Source organism: Amycolatopsis sp. YIM 10 (genome assembly GCF_009429145.1).
Lineage (GTDB): Bacteria > Actinomycetota > Actinomycetes > Mycobacteriales > Pseudonocardiaceae > Amycolatopsis.
In genome coordinates this window covers 2,607,223-2,624,116 of record NZ_CP045480.1, presented here as the reverse complement: position 1 = coordinate 2,624,116, position 16,894 = coordinate 2,607,223, and the positions used below count along the sequence as shown (strand labels likewise).

The 16,894-nt window shown below is 71.3% G+C and carries 20 protein-coding genes; 3 read left to right on the top strand and 17 right to left on the bottom strand.

Going from position 1 to position 16,894, the window contains the following annotated elements:
• Positions 1 to 2: 2 nt before the first annotated feature.
• The 6 genes from YIM_RS12750 to YIM_RS12725 all read right to left on the bottom strand — a co-directional run bounded on the left by YIM_RS12750 (position 3) and on the right by YIM_RS12725 (position 6,918).
• On the bottom strand, positions 3 to 1,538 hold the full coding sequence (locus YIM_RS12750; protein WP_153030555.1) for an ABC transporter substrate-binding protein: 1,536 nt from the start codon (positions 1,536 to 1,538) through the stop codon (positions 3 to 5).
• Positions 1,539 to 1,813: 275 nt separating this feature from the next.
• Positions 1,814 to 2,605, bottom strand: a complete 792-nt coding sequence (gene trpA / locus YIM_RS12745; RefSeq protein ID WP_153030554.1) for a tryptophan synthase subunit alpha — start codon at positions 2,603 to 2,605, stop codon at positions 1,814 to 1,816.
• Positions 2,602 to 3,888 (bottom strand): tryptophan synthase subunit beta, encoded by a 1,287-nt coding sequence (gene trpB / locus YIM_RS12740; RefSeq protein ID WP_153030553.1) that lies wholly within the window; start codon positions 3,886 to 3,888, stop codon positions 2,602 to 2,604. Before trpB ends, trpA begins: the two co-directional genes overlap by 4 nt.
• On the bottom strand, positions 3,885 to 4,694 hold the full coding sequence (trpC, locus tag YIM_RS12735) for an indole-3-glycerol phosphate synthase TrpC (RefSeq protein ID WP_153030552.1): 810 nt from the start codon (positions 4,692 to 4,694) through the stop codon (positions 3,885 to 3,887). The genes trpB and trpC overlap by 4 nt, the downstream gene beginning before the upstream one ends.
• A 138-nt stretch (positions 4,695 to 4,832) precedes the next feature.
• Entirely contained in the window at positions 4,833 to 5,348 is a 516-nt protein-coding gene (locus YIM_RS12730; RefSeq protein WP_228004696.1) for a Trp biosynthesis-associated membrane protein, read from the bottom strand.
• Entirely contained in the window at positions 5,341 to 6,918 is a 1,578-nt protein-coding gene (locus YIM_RS12725; protein WP_153030551.1) for an anthranilate synthase component I, read from the bottom strand. The genes YIM_RS12730 and YIM_RS12725 overlap by 8 nt, the downstream gene beginning before the upstream one ends.
• A 211-nt stretch (positions 6,919 to 7,129) precedes the next feature.
• On the opposite strand from YIM_RS12725, the gene YIM_RS12720 reads away from it, so the two are divergent.
• A complete protein-coding gene (locus YIM_RS12720) occupies positions 7,130 to 7,672 on the top strand; it encodes a TetR/AcrR family transcriptional regulator (protein ID WP_153036945.1) in 543 nt (180 codons plus the stop codon).
• Here YIM_RS12720 and YIM_RS12715 read toward each other — a convergent pair.
• Genes YIM_RS12715 through hisF form a run of 5 tightly spaced genes read right to left on the bottom strand, consistent with a single transcriptional unit; the run spans position 7,669 to position 10,092 of the window.
• Positions 7,669 to 8,202 (bottom strand): TetR/AcrR family transcriptional regulator, encoded by a 534-nt coding sequence (locus tag YIM_RS12715; RefSeq protein WP_153030550.1) that lies wholly within the window; start codon positions 8,200 to 8,202, stop codon positions 7,669 to 7,671. The two genes, YIM_RS12720 and YIM_RS12715, sit on opposite strands and share 4 nt — an antisense overlap.
• A gap of 4 nt (positions 8,203 to 8,206) precedes the next feature.
• The gene (locus YIM_RS12710) at positions 8,207 to 8,560 is read right to left on the bottom strand and encodes a DUF1304 domain-containing protein (protein ID WP_153030549.1); all 354 of its coding nucleotides are present in this window, start codon (positions 8,558 to 8,560) and stop codon (positions 8,207 to 8,209) included.
• A gap of 52 nt (positions 8,561 to 8,612) precedes the next feature.
• Positions 8,613 to 8,942, bottom strand: coding sequence for a phosphoribosyl-AMP cyclohydrolase (hisI, locus tag YIM_RS12705; protein ID WP_153030548.1), 330 nt, complete (start codon positions 8,940 to 8,942; stop codon positions 8,613 to 8,615).
• Positions 8,939 to 9,334, bottom strand: a complete 396-nt coding sequence (locus YIM_RS12700) for a hypothetical protein (protein ID WP_153030547.1) — start codon at positions 9,332 to 9,334, stop codon at positions 8,939 to 8,941. Before YIM_RS12700 ends, hisI begins: the two co-directional genes overlap by 4 nt.
• Entirely contained in the window at positions 9,331 to 10,092 is a 762-nt protein-coding gene (gene hisF, locus YIM_RS12695; protein ID WP_153030546.1) for an imidazole glycerol phosphate synthase subunit HisF, read from the bottom strand. The genes YIM_RS12700 and hisF overlap by 4 nt, the downstream gene beginning before the upstream one ends.
• A 55-nt stretch (positions 10,093 to 10,147) precedes the next feature.
• On the opposite strand from hisF, the gene YIM_RS12690 reads away from it, so the two are divergent.
• Complete coding sequence (locus YIM_RS12690) at positions 10,148 to 11,332, top strand: phytase (protein WP_194240135.1); 1,185 nt, start codon at positions 10,148 to 10,150, stop codon at positions 11,330 to 11,332.
• Between the two features lie 19 nt (positions 11,333 to 11,351).
• Entirely contained in the window at positions 11,352 to 11,735 is a 384-nt protein-coding gene (locus tag YIM_RS12685; RefSeq protein ID WP_153030545.1) for a PPOX class F420-dependent oxidoreductase, read from the top strand.
• Between the two features lie 3 nt (positions 11,736 to 11,738).
• Here the strand turns inward: YIM_RS12685 and priA are convergent, their stop codons facing one another.
• From priA to YIM_RS12655, 6 genes are all read right to left on the bottom strand, one after another.
• Positions 11,739 to 12,473 (bottom strand): bifunctional 1-(5-phosphoribosyl)-5-((5-phosphoribosylamino)methylideneamino)imidazole-4-carboxamide isomerase/phosphoribosylanthranilate isomerase PriA, encoded by a 735-nt coding sequence (gene priA, locus YIM_RS12680; protein ID WP_153030544.1) that lies wholly within the window; start codon positions 12,471 to 12,473, stop codon positions 11,739 to 11,741.
• 55 nt (positions 12,474 to 12,528) lie between these two features.
• On the bottom strand, positions 12,529 to 13,158 hold the full coding sequence (hisH, locus tag YIM_RS12675) for an imidazole glycerol phosphate synthase subunit HisH (RefSeq protein ID WP_153030543.1): 630 nt from the start codon (positions 13,156 to 13,158) through the stop codon (positions 12,529 to 12,531).
• Between the two features lie 119 nt (positions 13,159 to 13,277).
• A complete protein-coding gene (locus YIM_RS12670; protein WP_370468986.1) occupies positions 13,278 to 14,384 on the bottom strand; it encodes an MFS transporter in 1,107 nt (368 codons plus the stop codon).
• A 29-nt stretch (positions 14,385 to 14,413) separates the two neighbouring features.
• The gene (locus YIM_RS12665) at positions 14,414 to 15,295 is read right to left on the bottom strand and encodes an ABC transporter ATP-binding protein (RefSeq protein WP_370468985.1); all 882 of its coding nucleotides are present in this window, start codon (positions 15,293 to 15,295) and stop codon (positions 14,414 to 14,416) included.
• The gene (locus tag YIM_RS12660) at positions 15,292 to 16,122 is read right to left on the bottom strand and encodes an ABC transporter permease (RefSeq protein WP_370468984.1); all 831 of its coding nucleotides are present in this window, start codon (positions 16,120 to 16,122) and stop codon (positions 15,292 to 15,294) included. Before YIM_RS12660 ends, YIM_RS12665 begins: the two co-directional genes overlap by 4 nt.
• On the bottom strand, positions 16,119 to 16,889 hold the full coding sequence (locus tag YIM_RS12655; protein WP_153030541.1) for an ABC transporter permease: 771 nt from the start codon (positions 16,887 to 16,889) through the stop codon (positions 16,119 to 16,121). The genes YIM_RS12660 and YIM_RS12655 overlap by 4 nt, the downstream gene beginning before the upstream one ends.
• Positions 16,890 to 16,894: the final 5 nt, after the last annotated feature.

Here is a 16,894-nt window from a genome sequence, read left to right as displayed (position 1 = left end):
TCTCAGCCCAGCCACACCTTGTCGAAACGGGCCCAGTTCACCGTGTTCGGCGGCACCGGCTGGACCCCGTGCACGTTCGCGGCCACCGCGTTGATCCAGTCCGGGTGCCCCCAGGCGAGCAGGCCGCCGCGGTCGTGGAGGTCGCGCTGCAGGTCGTGGTAGAGCTTCGTCCGCTCCACCTCGTCCACAGTGGACTGAGCCTTGGCGAAGGCGGCGTCGAACTCGGGGCGCTTCCACGCGGTGGCATTGAACGGCGAGGTGGAGAGCAGGCGCGAGTTGATGTAGTCCGGGATCGGCGCGGCCCCGGCCCGGTGGCTGCCGAGCACCCCGGTGGTCAGCTGGTCCTTGAAGTAGGTCTCGGCGGCCCCGGTGACCACTTCGACACGCATCCCGGCTTCCCCGGCCTGCTCGGCGAAAAGCGTCGCGGCGTCGACAAAACCGGCGGAAACGGTGGAGGTGAAGAACTGCACGGGCTGGTTGAGCACGCCCGCCTTGGTCAGCAGCGAACGCGCTTCGGCGACGTCACGCGGGCGCTGCGGCAGAGTGTCGTTGTAGTAGCGGTAGCCCTTGCCGAACAGGTCGTTGCCGGGCACGCCCTTGCCGCCGAGCACCACCTCGACCAGTCGCGGCCGGTCGGCCAGCAGCTTGAACGCCAGTGCCACGTCGGGATTGTCGAACGGCGGCCGATCGGTTTTGAGCACGAACGCCTGCGTGGTGCACCCTGGCGCGGCCACGATCTTCACCGTGCGCCCGGCTTCGGCTGTTCGCGCGAAGGTCGGTGACATCTCGTGCGCGTACTCTGCCTGCCCGCCCTGCAACGCGTTCGCGCGCGCGTCCGCGTCGGCCGAAAGGATGTGCAGTTCGTCGAGGTGGGGCGCGCCTTCCCAGTGCTCGTCGAAGCGGCGGGCCACCATCGACCGGCCAGGTTCGAACGAGACGAACCGGAACGGGCCGGTGCCCACGGGATTCGCCGGATCGGCGTAACCGGCGCGCACGATGGCCGCGCCGGTGGTGGCCAGCAGCGCGGGCAGTTCCGCGGCGGGGGTGCTGGTCACCAGTTCGACCGTGCGTGGATCGGCCACCCTGGACCGTCCGATGTCGATGGCCGAAAGGGACTGTCGCGCCAGCCGGTCACCAGCCGCCGGGTCGAGGATCCGGGCCAGGCTGAACAGCACGTCTTCCCCGGTCAGCGGCCGTCCATCGTGGAACATCGCCTGGCGGAGGGTGAACCGCCACACGGTGGCGTCCGCATTGGACTCCCAGCGCTCGGCGAGCCGCGGCACCGGGGCCAGGTCGTCGCCGAGTTCGGTCAGCTTGTCGAAGATCGCCTTGTGCCTGGCCTGGTCGATGAACAGGTTCTGCGCGTGCGGGTCGAGGGTTTCCCTGGTACCGCCGCCGGTGAACAACGCCCGCAACCGCCCGCCGCGCTTCGGCTCGCCCGCGCCGCTCGCGCCCTGCCCGCCACCGCACCCACCGAGCACCAGTGCCGCACCTGCCGAAATTCCGAGAAATCCGCGCCGCGTCAGGCCGATCGGCATGACGGCTCCTCCATTTCCCGCGGCGGGCGCCGCGCCTGCGAAGAATCGTCGACGAGAAAGCTGAGCGAAGAAAACCCGCCGAACGAATTAACGCATGCACCAAACAGGTGAGATCACCCCATCAGCGGCAATACTGACAGATAACGAAAATCATTGTCAAGTACGAAGAATCTAATATGTGCACACGAGCAGTCGGCAAAAAAGGGCCGTGCGCACTCGTGGTCGCCTGGGCAACCGAAAGCACGCACGACCCTTTTGGTCGTGGAATACCGAATTCAGGCGGGGGTCGGCGCCTTCCGCACCCCGTCGGCCAGTTCACCGGAGAGCGCCCGCACCGCGTCGACGCCCTCGGCGGCGGCGGTGACCAGTGCGGAGCCGACGATCACCGCGTCGGCGAACCCGGCCACCTCGGCGGCCTGCGCCCCGGAGCGCACCCCGAGGCCGACGCCGATCGGCAGGTCCGTGTGCGCCCTGGCGCGGTCGACCAGCTTCGACGCGGCCGCGTCCACGGTCTCCCGCGCGCCGGTGACGCCCATCAGCGCGGTGGCGTAGACAAAGCCGGTGCTCGCCTGGACCGTGCGGTGCACGCGCTCCTCGGTCGACGAGGGCGCGATCAGGAAGATGCGGTCCAGCCCGTGCGCCTCGGAGGCGGCGAACCAGTCCTCCGCCTCGTCCGGGATCAGGTCCGGGGTGATCATGCCGAGGCCACCGGCCGCGGCCAGGTCACGCGCGAACGCGTCCACGCCGTAGCGGTGCACCGGGTTCCAGTAGGTCATCACCACGGCCTTGCCACCGCGCGCGGACACCGACTCGACCACCTCGAACAGGTGCTTGAGCCGGAAGCCGCCGGCCAGCGCGGCGTCCGCGGCGGCCTGGATGGTCGGCCCGTCCATCACCGGGTCGGAGTAGGGCACGCCCACCTCGACCAGGTCGGCACCGCCGTCGATGATCGCCGAGAGCAGGTCCTTCGAACCGTCCACGGTCGGGTAACCGGCCGGGAGGTAGCCGACCAGCGCGGCCCGGTTCTCCGCCTTGGCCTGGCGGAAGACCTCGTCCAGCTCGCTCACGACAGCTCCTCCTCGGGCACCAGGCCGAAGAACTTCGCCGCGGTGTCCATGTCCTTGTCGCCGCGACCGGAGAGGTTCACCACGATCAGGCCGTCCTCGCCCAGCTCCTGGCCCAGCTTGATGGCGCCGGCGAGCGCGTGCGCGGACTCGACGGCCGGGATGATGCCCTCGGTCCGCGACAGCAGCTTCATCGCCTCCATCGCCTCGGCGTCGGTCACCGCGCGGTACTCGGCCCGCCCGGTGTCCTTGAGCCACGAGTGCTCGGGGCCGACACCGGGGTAGTCGAGCCCGGCGGAGATCGAGTAGGCCTCGATGGTCTGACCGTCCTCGTCCTGCAGCAGGTAGGACAGCGCGCCGTGCAGCATGCCCGGCGTGCCCTCGGTCAGCGTGGCGCCGTGCTCCCCGCTGTCCAGGCCCTTGCCGCCCGGCTCCAGCCCGACCAGCCGGACCTCCGGGTCGTCGATGAAGCCGTGGAAGATGCCGATGGCGTTCGACCCGCCGCCGACACACGCCGCGACCACGTCCGGCAGGCGACCGGCCTGCTCCAGGATCTGACGGCGGGCCTCCTCGCCGATGATCTTGTGGAAGTTGCGCACCATCACCGGGAACGGGTGCCCGCCTGCCGCGGTGCCCAGCAGGTAGTGCGTGGTGTCGACGTTGGTCACCCAGTCGCGCAGGGCCTCGTTGATCGCGTCCTTCAGCGTGCGCGAACCGGTCTTGACCGGGATCACCTCGGCGCCGAGCAGCTTCATCCTGGCCACGTTCAGCGCCTGGCGCTGGGTGTCCACCTCGCCCATGTAGACCACGCAGTCGAGGTCCAGCAGCGCGCAGGCGGTGGCGGTGGCCACCCCGTGCTGGCCGGCCCCGGTCTCCGCGATGACCCGCTTCTTGCCCATCCGGCGGGTGAGCAACGCCTGGCCCAGCACGTTGTTGATCTTGTGGGAACCGGTGTGGTTGAGGTCCTCGCGCTTGAGGAAGATCCGGGCACCACCGGCGTGCGCGGCGAACCGCGGCGCCTCGGTCAGCAGCGACGGGCGACCGGCGTAGTCCCGCAGCAGGCGGGCGAACTCACCGGTGAACTCCGGGTCGAGCCGGGCCTTGTCGTACTCCGCGGACAGCTCGTCCATCGCGGCGATCAGGGCCTCCGGCATGAACCGGCCGCCGTACGGGCCGAAGTGGCCCTTGGCGTCCGGATCGTGCTCGGTCCGCTCGTGCTGCTTCGTCGGTTCCTCCGGGTCATTGCTCGGGGGACGACCCCCGGACCCCCGAACTGCCGGACTCATCGGCTCGGCCTCGGGCAAGCAGGGTGCGAACCGGCGGTGACCAGCTTCACCAGCGCCGCCTTCGGGTCGTCGGAGGCGACCAGGCCCTCACCGACCAGCACCGCGTCCGCGCCCTGGCCCGCGTAGGACATCAGGTCACCCGGACCGCGGACACCCGACTCGGCGACCTTGTACACGTCCATCGGCAGCCCGGGGGCCAGCCTGCTGAACACGTCGCGGTCCACCTCGAGGGTGTGCAGGTTGCGCGCGTTCACGCCGATCACCGAGGCACCGGCTTCGAGCGCGCGGTCGGCCTCCTCGGCGTTGTGGATCTCCACCAGCGCGGTCATGCCGAGCGACTCGACCCGGTCCAGCAGGGCCACCAGCGCGTTCTGCTCCAGCGCCGCCACGATCAGCAGCACCATGTCCGCGCCGTGCAGGCGCGCCTCGTGCACCTGGTACGGGCTGACCACGAAGTCCTTGCGCAGGATCGGCACGTCCACCGCGGCGCGCACCGCGTCCAGATCGGCCAGCGAACCGCCGAAGCGGCGCTGCTCGGTCAGCACGCTGATCACCCGCGCGCCGGCGTCGGCGTAGTCCTTGGCCAGCGCCGCGGGGTCCGCGATCGAGGCCAGTTCGCCCTTGGACGGGCTGCGCCGCTTCACCTCGGCGATGACGCCGATGCCGGACTCCCGCAGGGCGGCCATCACGTCGCGCGGAGGCGCGACCTCGGTCGCCTTGCGCTTCAGCTCGTCGAACGGAAGCTCCGCCTCGCGGGTGGCGAGGTCGGCTCGGACGCCTTCGACGATGTCTTCGAGAACAGTCACCGGACGGCCCCGCCTACCGGTTTGTGCACCGTTTTCCTCGCAAGCTCGCTCACAAAAACCTTCCCCTTCCCGCCGGAAAGATGCTAACCCGCGCACTTTGCCCGGCCGGTCCCGGGTCCATCGTCGGTTTGTCAACCCTCATCGACCGGTCGTGGGATCTTCGCCGTCCGACAGTGCGTCCCAGAGGGCTGTATCGGCGTCGCGGGCGGGACGTTTCCCGCCCGGTGCGGAGTACTTGGCGCCCAGGCGCGGCAGCCGCCCCGCCTCGAGCACGCCCATCCCGCCACCGGCGAGCACCAGCAGCCCGCCGAGCACGGCCAGGCCCCAGCCGGTGAAGCGCATGTCACCGGCCAGGTTCAGCAGCACGACCAGGCACGCGGCCAGGCCGGTCAGCGCCAGCACCATGGCCACCACCCGGCGGGCCCAGCCGGAGGTGGCCACCAGGCCCGCGACCCCGGCGAAGACCAGCGCGGCCAGCGGCGACAGCGCGGGCAGGTGCTCGCCCCCGGTCACCATCCCCGGCGGCACGCCGGGCAGGTCGGAGCGGGAGCGTTCGAACCAGATCAGCCTGGACGAGGCCCACAGCGCCAGCGCACCCAGCGCGAGCAGCAGCGTGATGATCCACAAAGGACGTTTGGCGGCGGGGTCAGACACCAGCGGGGTCACTCGCTTCCTCGATCACCCCGGCCGGTGCCAGCGTTTGCGCGGCGGCCACCGCCGACAGCACGGTCCGGGCCTTGTTCAGCGACTCGTTGTCCTCGTAGTCGGGATCCGAGTCTGCCACCACGCCACCACCGGCCTGCACGTGCGCCACCCCGTCGCGCACCAGCGCGGTGCGGATGGCGATGGCGGTGTCCGCGTCACCGGCGAAGTCCAGGTAGCCGACCACACCGCCGTACAACGCCCGCCGGGTCGGCTCCAATTCCTCGATCAGCTCCATCGCGCGCACCTTCGGCGCCCCGGACAGCGTGCCGGCCGGGAAGCAGGCGGTCACCGCGTCGAAGGCGGTCTTGCCGTCCGCCAGCTCACCGGTGACGGTGGACACGATGTGCATCACGTGGCTGTAGCGCTCGATGGTGAAGAAGTCGACCACCCGCACGGTGCCCGCCTTGCACACCTTGCCGAGGTCGTTGCGGCCGAGGTCGACCAGCATCAGGTGCTCGGCGCGCTCCTTCTCGTCGGCGAGCAGGTCCTTGGCCAGCTGCGCGTCCTCCTCCGGATCGGCACCACGCCACCGGGTTCCCGCGATCGGGTGCGTGGTGGCCCGCCCGTCGCGCACGGTCACCAGCGACTCGGGGCTGGAGCCGACGATGTCGAAGCCCTCCATCCGCAGCAGGTACATGTACGGGCTCGGATTGGAGGTGCGCAGCACGCGGTAGATGTCGAGCGCGTCGGCGCCGGTCTCGATCTCGAACCGCTGCGACGGCACGATCTGGAACGCCTCGCCGGCGCGGATCGCCTCGACCGCCTTCGCCACGGCCTGGTGGAAGTCCGCCTTGCTGCGGCGGCGGGTGAACTCCGGGGCCGGCCGGTCGAACACCGCGTTGGTGGCCGGGGCGTGCACCGCGAGCTGCTCGGTCATCGCCTGCAGGCGGGCCAGCGCGTCGTCGTAGGCGGCGTCCACCCGCTCCCCCGAGTCGTCCCAGTTGACCGCGTTCGCGATCAGCGTGACCGTGCCCTCGTGGTGGTCCAGCGCGGCGAGATCGGTGGCCAGCAGCATGGTCAGCTCGGGAATGTCGATGTCCCGCTCGGCCAGCTCGGGCAGCTTCTCCAGCCAGCGGACCGCGTCGTAGCCGATGTAGCCGACCAGCCCGCCGGTCAGCGGGGGCAGGCCGGGCAGCGGTTCGGTGTGCAACGCCTCGAGCGTGGCGCGCAGCACGGTCAGCGGGTCACCATCGGAGGGCAGGCCGACCGGCGGGGTGCCGGTCCACACGGCTTCGCCGTCGCGCACGGTCAGCGCGGCCGGGCTGTTCACCCCGACGAACGACCAGCGCGACCAGGAGGCACCGTTCTCCGCCGATTCGAACAGGAAGGTGCCCGGCCGGTCGGCGGCCAGCTTGCGGTAGACACCGACCGGGGTCTCCCCGTCGGCGAGCAGGCGGCGGACCACCGGGATGACCCGGCGCGACTCGGCGAGCGCGCGGAACTCCTCCCTGGTGGGGCTGACCTCGCCGAGGCCGGTGGCGACGGAGGAGGAAGCGGTGTCGGTGCGCGAGCTGACCATGCGCCACATTGTGCCGCCGGGTGCCCGGCCGCGTGGGTACAGGTGTGGCTACACCCGCGTGTACAATTCATTGAACGTTGAACTATTGCTGAGTGGAAGGGCGGGATGCCGCCATGACCGAGGCGTCCGCTAGGTGGTTGCCACCGGAAGTCCTGTGGTGACCACCAAGCGCCGGGGCCGCCGTCCCGCCGGTGAGGACACCCGCGAAGCTATGCTGGTCGCCGCCCGCGAGCTGTTCGGCGAACTCGGCTACGAGGGCGCGACCGTGCGCGCGATCGCCCAGCGCGCCGGGGTCGACGCGGCCATGGTGAACCACTGGTTCGGCGGCAAGCAGGGGCTGTTCACCCAGGCCGTGCTGCAGTTGCCGTTCGACCCGGTGCAGTTGTTCGGCCAGGTCTTCGACCAGGGGCCGGTCGAGGAGCTGGGCGAGCGACTGGTGCGCACCTTCCTCACCCGCTGGGACGAGAGCGGCGGCGGTGCCTTCGCCGCGCTGATCCGGAGCGTGGCCAGCCACGAGCAGGTCGCCACGGCGCTGCGGACCCTGTTCCTGGAGAACATCTTCGTCCGGTTCGCCGACCGGGTCAGCTCCGATCGGCTGCAGTTCCGCGCCTCGCTGTGCGCGTCGCAGGTGGTCGGCATGGGCATGGTCCGGTACGTCGCGAAGTTCGAGCCACTGGCGTCGGCGGACCGCGAGGAGATCGTCGCCGCGGTGGCGCCGACCTTGCAGCGCTACCTGACCGGGGATCTCGACTAACCGGACCGGTGCAGGGCGAGGACCATCGTCCAGATCCGCGTCGCGACTTCCGCGTCGGTGCCAGGGACGTGGCCGTGCAGGCGGCCGCCGAGCACGCCGGTGAAGGTGGCCGCGACAGCGCTCGCGATGGCTTCGTCGCCGGGGGTTTCGGCGCGCCGGCGGCGTTCGGCCAAGGCGCGCTCCCGGAGTTGGCCGTGCAGCGCCTCACCGAGCGGGCCACCGCCACCCGGGCCGATCAGGCTCCGGTAGACGTTTTCCCGCGCGGACACCGACCCGAGCAGCTCGGTCAGCACCGATGGCGGGTCAGTCGAGGCGTGCAGGGCGTCGACGGCCTCCCGCAGCAGTTCCGCGCAGGCATCGACGGCGAGCGCCGGTAAATCCTCGTAGTGCAGGTAGAACGTGCCCCGCGAGACGCGCGCGAGCCGGGTCACCCGCGCCACGCTCACCTCGCCGAGCGGCCGGTCCTCGCAGGCCTCGAACAGAGCGGCGCGCAGGCGGGCGCGAGTACGGGCGGCGCGAGGATCATTCACCCGTTCAGGGTGCGACGAGCACCGCCGCCAGCGCCAGCACCCCCGGCACCACCTGAACGAACAGGATGCGGCGGCTGGCCGTGAGCGCTCCGTAGACGCCCGCGACGATCACGCAGATCAGCCCGTACACCTGGAACTGGAAGCCACCCCCGAGCAACCCCCACACCAGCGCGGCGGCCAGGAAACCGTTGTACAGCCCCTGGTTCGCCGCCAGCGTCGCGGTCTGCTCGGCGAACTCCGGGGTCAGCCCGAACGCCTTCTGCCCGCGCGGTCCCTTCCAGAGGAACATCTCCAGCACCAGGATGTAGACGTGGATCAGGGCCACCAGCCCGACCAGTACCTCCGCCACCACCCGCATGACCGCGCCGCCTTTCGCACAGGCTTTCTGAACACCTGTACATTAACACTGGTCAGAGCAGTCGGCGCGCCTCCGTGTCGAAGCAGCTGCGGGTACCGGTGTGGCACGCGGGCCCCTCCTGGATCACCCGCACGAGCAGGGTGTCGGCGTCGCAGTCGTGCCGGACCTCCTGGACGTGCTGCACGTGCCCCGAGGTCTCGCCCTTGACCCACAACTTCCCCCGGCTGCGGGAGAAGTACGTGCCGCGGCGGGTGGTCAGCGTCAGCTCCAGCGCCTCGGCGTTCATCCACGCGACCATCAGCACATCGTTGCTCTCGTGGTCGACGACCACCGCGCAGACGAGCCCGTCGTCGTTGAACTTGATGCGTTCGGCCAGGTTCACGCCTTCGCACTCCCCACGTGGCGCAGCACCGGGCGGCTGCTCAGCAGCACCCCGGCGTAGATGTAGCCCGCCGCGGCGAGCCCGAAGAAGATCCGCAGCCACCACAGCGTGCCCGCGAGCATGCCGAACGCGTGCTGCAGCGCCATGATCGCGATCACCGCGTAGCCGATGTACCGCGAGAACTGGGAAAACCGCGGGAACCGGCCGGGCACGGCGAGCCCGGCCGCCACGACCGCACCGAGCACCAGCGCGGTCACCGGCACGAACAACACCCGGATGGTGGAGCCGGGCGCGGACAGCAGCACCAGGGAAATCAGGATGTGCACCACCGCGATGCCCACCAGCAGCCCGGTGATCACCTTGACCTCCAGCGGCGCGGTCCAGCGGTTCATCGGACCACCACCCCGCCCGCCCGCAGCACGGTCTTGACCTCGCCGATGGTGAACTGTCCGAAGTGGAACACGCTGGCGGCGAGCACCGCGTCCGCCCCGGTTTCCACCGCGGGCAGGAAGTGCTCCAGCGCACCGGCCCCGCCGCTGGCGATCACCGGCACCCGGACCGCCTTGCGCACCAGCCCGATCAGCTCCAGGTCGAACCCGGCCTTGGTGCCGTCGGCGTCCATCGAGTTGAGCAGGATCTCTCCGACGCCCAGCTCCTCGCCCCTGGCCGCCCACTCCACCGCGTCGATGCCGGTGCCCTTGCGGCCGCCGTGCGTGGTCACCTCGAAGCCGGACTCGGTGTCCGGCGTGCGGCGCGCGTCCACCGAGAGCACCACGCACTGCGAGCCGAACCGGCGCGAGGCCTCGTGCAGGAACTCGGGTCGCGCGATGGCGGCGGTGTTGATGCTCACCTTGTCCGCGCCGGACCGCAGCAGCTTGTTCACGTCGTCGTTGGTCCGCACGCCGCCGCCGACGGTGAGCGGGATGAACACCTGCTCGGCCGTCCGGCGCACCACGTCGAAGGTGGTCTCGCGATCACCGGAGGAGGCGGTCACGTCGAGAAAGGTCAGCTCGTCGGCGCCCTCGGCGTCGTACCGGCGCGCGAGTTCGACCGGATCCCCGGCGTCGCGGAGATCCGCGAAGTTGACACCCTTGACCACCCGTCCCGCGTCCACGTCGAGACACGGGATCACCCTCACCGCTACGGACATGGCGCTCAGGGTACGTGTTCACCCATCGGTCACCCCGCGAGCCTAACGTCCATCCGTGCGCATCACACCGCTCCTCCTCATCGTCCCCCTCCTGCTGACCACGACCCCGGCCCAGGCGAGCCAGCTGCCCCGGCCGGTGCTCCAGACCAGGGCCTTCGTCGACGATCCCGCGGCCGCCCCGGCCAACGCGGACGCCGACGACCCGGCGATCTGGGTCGACCGCGCGAACCCGGCCCGCAGCCTCGTGCTCGGCACGCTCAAGGAAGGCGGGCTCGCCACCTTCGACCTGCGCGGGCGCGAGCTGGCGGTGCTGCCCGCACCGGCGCCGCCGACGCCGGGCGCCGCGCCCGGCCGGTTCAACAACGTCGACGTGGTCGACGACCTCGCGGTGGTCAGCGACCGCGGCCGCGACCGGATCCGGGTCTACCGGATCGACCAGGACCGGCGGCTGACCGACGTCACCGACCCGGCCGCACCACCGGTCTTCTCCGCCAGTGAGTCCGAAGTGGACGAACAGCGCACGGCATACGGGCTGAGCGTGGCGAAGGTCGGCGGCCAGCGGGTGGTCGCGGTGAGCAGGCGGCACGAGACCCGCATCGCGCTGCTCCGGCTGGTCGACCTGCCCGGTGGCCGGGTGGGCACCGCCCCACTGACCACAGTGGACCTACCGGAGCGGTTCCCGCTGCCGGACGGCACCACCTGGACACCCTGCGCCGAGCCGGGAGAACGCCCGCAGGTCGAGGGCATGGCGCTGGACGCCGCGCACCACGTGCTCTACGCGGCGCAGGAGGACGTCGGCATCTGGCGCATCCCGTTCGGCGGCGAGCCGGTACTGATGGACAAGGTCCGTTCCTTCGGCGCCCCGGCGCGCTACGACGAGGAAACCGAGGAGTGCGTGCCCGACGGCCCCGACCCCGGGTTCGGCGGCACCCGGCTGACCGCCGACGCCGAGGGGCTGACGATCGCCGAAGGTCCGCACGGCACCGGGCAGCTCTACGCCTCCAGCCAGGGCGACTCGCGTTTTGTCGTCTACGACCGCACCGCCGGCAACAAGCCGTTGTACGAGTTCACCGTGGGCAGCACCGCGAGGACCGACTCGGTCGAGCACTCCGACGGCGCGGCCGTCACCACCACGCCGCTCGGCCCGGACTTCCCGCGTGGCCTGCTCGTCCTGCACGACGGTGAGCGCCGCCCGGAGCAGGGCGGCCCGACCACGGGATTCGTCTACCTGCGGCGGTGACCGGGGTACGGTGACCACCATGGCATCCGAGCTGGAACGACTGGCCGCGGAGAAGTACGTGGTGGTCACCACCTTCCGCAAGAACGGCACCCCGGTGCCCACCCCGGTCTGGATCGCGCGCCGGGACGGTGAGCTCGTGCTGTGGAGCGAGCGCACGGCGGGCAAGGTCAAGCGGCTGCGCAACGACCCGAGGGTGGCCGTGCAGGCCAGCGACTTCGGCGGCAAGAAAACCCACGGGGACAAGGTTTCCGGACAGGCGCGACTGCTCGACGACAACGAGACCGAGCAGGTGCGCAGCGCGATCGCCCGCCAGTACGGCATCGTCGGCCGGGTGACCATGTTCTTCAGCAGGCTGCGCGGACGTCAGCGCACCGTCGGCATCGCCATCAAACTCGACGAGTGAGGCTCAGGAACGGACCGCGGCGAGGGCGTCAGGCAGGGTGAAGGCACCGGCGTAGAGCGCCTTGCCGACGATCGCGCCCTCGACCCCGTCGCGCTCCAGCTGGGCCAGCGCGCGCAGATCGTCCAAACTGGACACTCCGCCGGAGGCGATCACCGCGGCGTCGGTGCGGGCGGTGACCTCGCGCAGCAGCTCCACGTTCGGGCCGGACAGCATGCCGTCCTTGCTCACGTCGGTGACCACGTAGCGCTGGGCGCCGTCGCGGTCGAGGCGCTCGAGCACCTCCCAGAAGTCACCGCCGTCCTTGGTCCAGCCGCGCGCGGCGAGCCGGTGCCCGGCTTCGGTGATGCGCACGTCCAGCCCGATGGCCACCCGGTCGCCGTAGCCGGCGACGACCTTGGCCGTCCACTCCGGGTCCTCCAGCGCGGCGGTGCCGAGATTGACCCGGCGGCAGCCGGTGGCCAGCGCGGCCTCGAGCGAGGCGTCGTCGCGGATGCCGCCGGACAACTCGACCTGCACGTCCAGTTCGCCGACCACCCGGGCGAGCAGCTCGCGGTTGGAGCCCTTCCCGAAGGCGGCGTCCAGATCGACCAGGTGCACCCAGTCGGCGCCGTCCCGCTGCCAGGTCAGCGCGGCCTCGAGCGGGTCGCCGTAGGAGGTCTCGGTACCGGCCTCGCCCTGCACCAGGCGCACGGCCTGGCCATCGGCGACGTCAACAGCGGGAAGGAGCTGGAAAGTCACGCGGCAACTATAGAGGCCGGGGACCGCGCCGCCCGGGGCCGGGCCACGAGCCGGGTCAGAGGGTGCCGAGCCAGTTCTCCAGCAGGGTGGCGCCCGCGTCCCCCGACTTCTCCGGGTGGAACTGGGTGGCCGACAGCGCGCCGTTCTCCACCGCCGCGACGAAGTCCTCGCCGTGGTGGGCCCAGGTGACCAGGGGCTGCTGCCCGGCCAGGCCGGAGTCCAGCTCCCACGACCGCGCCGCGTACGAGTGCACGAAGTAGAACCGCGTCTGCGCGTCCAGCCCGGCGAACAACCGCGACTCCGCGGGCGCGCGCACCGTGTTCCAGCCCATGTGCGGCAGCACGGGCGCGGTGAGCTGGTCGACCGTGCCGGGCCACTCCCCCGCGCCCTCGGTCTCCTCGCCGTGCTCCACCCCGCGCTCGAACAGGATCTGCATGCCGACGCAGATGCCCAGCACGGGACGGCCGCCGGCGAGCCGCTTGCCGACGATCCGCTCGCCATGGACTTCACGCAGCCCGGCCATGCACGCGGAGAAAGCACCGACGCCGGGCACCACCAAGCCGTCGGCGGCCAGCGCCGCTTCGGCGTCGGCGGTCACTTCGACATCGGCCCCGACGCGCCGCACGGCGCGTTCGGCGGACCGGAGATTGCCCGAACCGTAGTCCAGGATCACGACACGAGGCACCCCACCAGGCTAGCGAGTGTTTGAAAGTGGTTTGCGTGGCGGTGCGGGTAGCGGAACCTCAGCCGGTGCGAGGTGACGCCGACGGCAAGCGGCTCCGCCGCTTACCAAACACTGGCTGGCTAGCCGGTGACGCGAGCCGCGCGTGCGACGGGCAAGAGCACCAGCGCGAACCCGGCCAGCACGCCGAACCCGCCGACCGGCCCGATCCCGGCGAGCAGCGACCCCACCAGCACCGCGCCCGCGCCCTGCCCGGCGTCGAAGGCGAGGTTCCAGACCACCCCGGCCGCACCCGGCGGCACCCGCGCGAACATCACCACCAGCGCGTCGTTCTGCACCACGCCGAACCCGGCACCGAACACCGCGCCACCGGCGATCGCCGCGGTCAGCGCCAACGGCCCGCCGATCGGCCCGGTCACCGCGAACAGCGCCATGCCCAGCCCCAGCACCACGGTCGCCGCCCCGAGCATGCCGCCGGACCCGCTCACCCGGTGCGCGAGCAGCCCGGCCGACCAGCGGCCGAGCAGGGCCGCGCCGGTGACCACGAACAACGTCGCCGATACCGCCGCGGGCGGCCCGTTCAGCACGAGCGGCACGAAGGTGGCCATCGCACCGAGTCCGACGGCACCGCTGAACAACACCAGCCCCGGCCGCCAGGTCCGGCCGGTGACCGCCCGCCGGCGCACCGCCGGGCCGCTGTTGTCGGGCAGCAGCTTCGGCAGCAGCAGCAACGGCAGCACCCCGGCCAGCGGCAGCGCCGCGGCCACCAGGAACACCCCGGTGAAGCCCCAGGTACCGGCCGCCCAGGTGCCCGCCGCCAGGCCGAGCAGCTGCGGCAGCCCGGTGGCCAGGCCGTACCAGCCGGAACCGCGGGCCGCCGAGGACGCGGGCAGCAGCTCGCCGATCAGCGCGCTGCCGCAGACCGAGACCAGCCCGAACCCCAGGCCGCGCACCAGTGAAACGCCGAGCACGCCCGGCCAGTCCGTGGTCAGGATCAGCAGTGGCGCGGGCAGGCCGAGCAGCAGTCCGCCCGCCGCGGTCACCAGCCGGTAGCCGACCCGGGCGGCCAGCGCGGGCACCACGCACTGGGCGGCGACCGTGGCGCCCATGAAAACCCCGGTCGCCGCGCCCGCGGCGAACTCGCCGGAACCCTGGCGCACCACCCACAGCGGGACCACCGAGAGCAGCAGGGCGTACCCGGTGAACAGCAGGGTGGTGCTCAGCAGCACCAGGCGGAAATCGCGGTGGCGAAGGGGACTCAGAGAGTTTCCTTCGACCGGGTGTCGGCCAGTTGCTCGGCCGCGTCGGCCTCGGCGAGGTCCGCCGCCGCCAGCTTCTCGGCGGCATCGGATCCGGTCTCCGGCTGACCGCCGTGCAGCAGCCTGGCCACCTCACCGCGCAGCGAGACGAACTCCGCCGACTCGCGCGTGGTGATCTGGTCGCGGTCGGCCGGCAGGCCCACCGGCAGGTCGGCGACGATCTTCGCGGGCGACTTCGACAGCACCAGCACCCGGTCGCTGAGATACACGCTCTCGTCGATGTCGTGGGTGACCAGCAGCACCGTGCTGCCGCGCTCACGCTGCACGGTCCGCAGCAGGTCCTCCAGCTCGAACCGGGTCTGCGCGTCCACCGAGGCGAACGGCTCGTCCATCAGCAGGAGCGCCGGCTCCGAGGCCAGCGCCCTGGCGATGGACACCCGCTGCTGCATGCCGCCGGAGAGCTGCGACGGGTACTTGCCGCCGATGTCGGGCAGGTTGACCGAGGCCAGCGCCTCGTCGGCCCGCCGGTGCCGCTCGGCCTTGCTCAGCCCGCGCCAGCGCAGCGGGAACTCCACGTTCGCGCGCACGCTCAGCCACGGGAACAGCGAGCGGCTGTAGTCCTGGAACACCACGGCCAGGTCGTCGGGCACACCGTCGATCAGGTCGCCGTGCAGCCGGACCTCCCCGGCCGACGGCTTGATCAGCCCGGCCACGCAGCGCAGCAGGGTCGACTTGCCGCAGCCGGACGGGCCGACGATGCAGGCCAGCTCCCCGGCCTCCACGGTGAAGCGCAGGTCGTCGACAACGGTGTGGGTCTGGTCGCCGTTCCCGTAGCGGTGGCTGAGGCCGGCGACGTCGAGCATGGTTGGCACAGGGCTCATCCTCCGAGATTGGCGTCTTGCTGGGCACGCGAGGGCTGCCAGCGCAGCACGCGGCGCTCCACGGCGAGCAGGGCGGTGTTGAACCCGTAACCGAGGATGCCGAGCAGCACGATCCACGCCCACATGCCGGGGAAGTCGAAGATCTGACGTGAGGAGTTCAGCGCGTAGCCGATGCCGTCGAAGGCACCGATCAGCTCCGAGACCACCATCAGGATCATCGAGATGGACAGGCTCAGCCGCAACCCGGCGAAGATCTTGGGCGACGCGGCCGGCAGCACCACCAGCGTCAGCCAGTACCGGCGCGGGCTGCGGAACGAGCGCGCGGTGTCCACCTTGACCGCGTCCACCGAGCGGACCCCGTCCACGGTGTTCAGCAGGATCGGGAACAACGCGCCGAAGATGATGGTGGCCAGCTGCATGCCCGGCCCGATGCCGAACAGCACCAGGAACACCGGCGCCAGGGTGGGCGGCGGGATGGACCGGCCGAAGGAGAACAGCGGCCCGGCGTAGTCCATCCCGGTGCGGGTGCGGCCGAGCGCGACCCCGAGGCCGACGCCGACCACCACGGCGATCAGCCAGCCGCCGAGCATCCGGCCGACGCTGGGCAGGATGTGGTCGGCGAAGTTCTCACTGAACCACAGCTCACCGGCGGCACGGATGATCTCGGTGGGCGGCGGGAAGAACTTGTCCTGCGCCAGCCGGGTGACCAGCTCCCAGAGCACCACCAGGCCGATGAACAGCAGCCAGTTGCGCAGGAAGCCGGACACCCCGGCCCTGGTCCGGCCGCGGAGTCCGCCGGCCTTGCGCTCGGGCAGGGTCGCGGTCACTTGGCCACCTCCGTGCGGACCTCGCTCCAGGCGAACAGCCGGCGCCCGGACCGCTCCAGGCCCTCGTTGATCAGGTAACCGATGATCCCGGCCACCACCGTGCCCGCCAGCACCAGGTCGCGGCGTCCGCCGCCCTCACTGGCCTCGAGCACGAAGTTGCCGATGCCCCGGCTGGCCCCGGCGACGAACTCGGTGCTGACGATCACGATCAGCGCGATCGCCGCGGACATCCGGATGCCGGTGAACACGAACGGCGCCGCGTGCGGCAGCGCCACCGAGGTGAGCATGCGCGACTTCGAGGTGCCGAAGGACCGCGCGGTCTCGGTGAGCACCGGGTCGATCTCGGCCATCGCGTAGACGGTGTTGAACAGGATCGGCCACACCGAGGCGTACACCGCGAGGGTGATCTTCGCCTCCGGGCCGCCGCCGACGATCAGGATCACCAGCGGGATCAGCGCCACCGGCGGGATCGGGCGGAGGAACTCCACGATCGCGCGGGTGGCCACCTGCAGCGGCGGGATGCTGCCGAGCAGCAGCCCGGCCGGGATCGCCACCACCACGGCGATGCCCAGCGCGATCAGCCAGGCGAGCATGGTCGCGATCACGTCGCGCAGGAAGGAGACGTCGCCGAGCAGGCCGGCGAGACTGGACAGGACGACCGATGGCGGCGGGATGAACTCACGCCGCACCAGGCCGGTCTGGACGGCCCCTTCCCAGAGCAGGAAGAAGCCGGCCAGACCGATCAGGTTTCGCAGCAGACGAGGCACGTGGA

Coding starts and splice junctions, on each gene's coding strand:
- YIM_RS12710 (WP_153030549.1), bottom strand. CDS start 8,560: ATGCGGGTGGTGGCGGAGGTACTGGTCGGGCTGGTGGCCCTGATCCAC.
- YIM_RS12750 (WP_153030555.1), bottom strand. CDS start 1,538: ATGCCGATCGGCCTGACGCGGCGCGGATTTCTCGGAATTTCGGCAGGT.
- YIM_RS12725 (WP_153030551.1), bottom strand. CDS start 6,918: ATGGTCAGCTCGCGCACCGACACCGCTTCCTCCTCCGTCGCCACCGGC.
- YIM_RS12685 (WP_153030545.1), top strand. CDS start 11,352: ATGGCATCCGAGCTGGAACGACTGGCCGCGGAGAAGTACGTGGTGGTC.
- YIM_RS12665 (WP_370468985.1), bottom strand. CDS start 15,295: ATGAGCCCTGTGCCAACCATGCTCGACGTCGCCGGCCTCAGCCACCGC.
- YIM_RS12700 (WP_153030547.1), bottom strand. CDS start 9,334: ATGAACCGCTGGACCGCGCCGCTGGAGGTCAAGGTGATCACCGGGCTG.
- hisF (WP_153030546.1), bottom strand. CDS start 10,092: ATGTCCGTAGCGGTGAGGGTGATCCCGTGTCTCGACGTGGACGCGGGA.
- YIM_RS12720 (WP_153036945.1), top strand. CDS start 7,130: ATGCTGGTCGCCGCCCGCGAGCTGTTCGGCGAACTCGGCTACGAGGGC.
- trpB (WP_153030553.1), bottom strand. CDS start 3,888: ATGAGTCCGGCAGTTCGGGGGTCCGGGGGTCGTCCCCCGAGCAATGAC.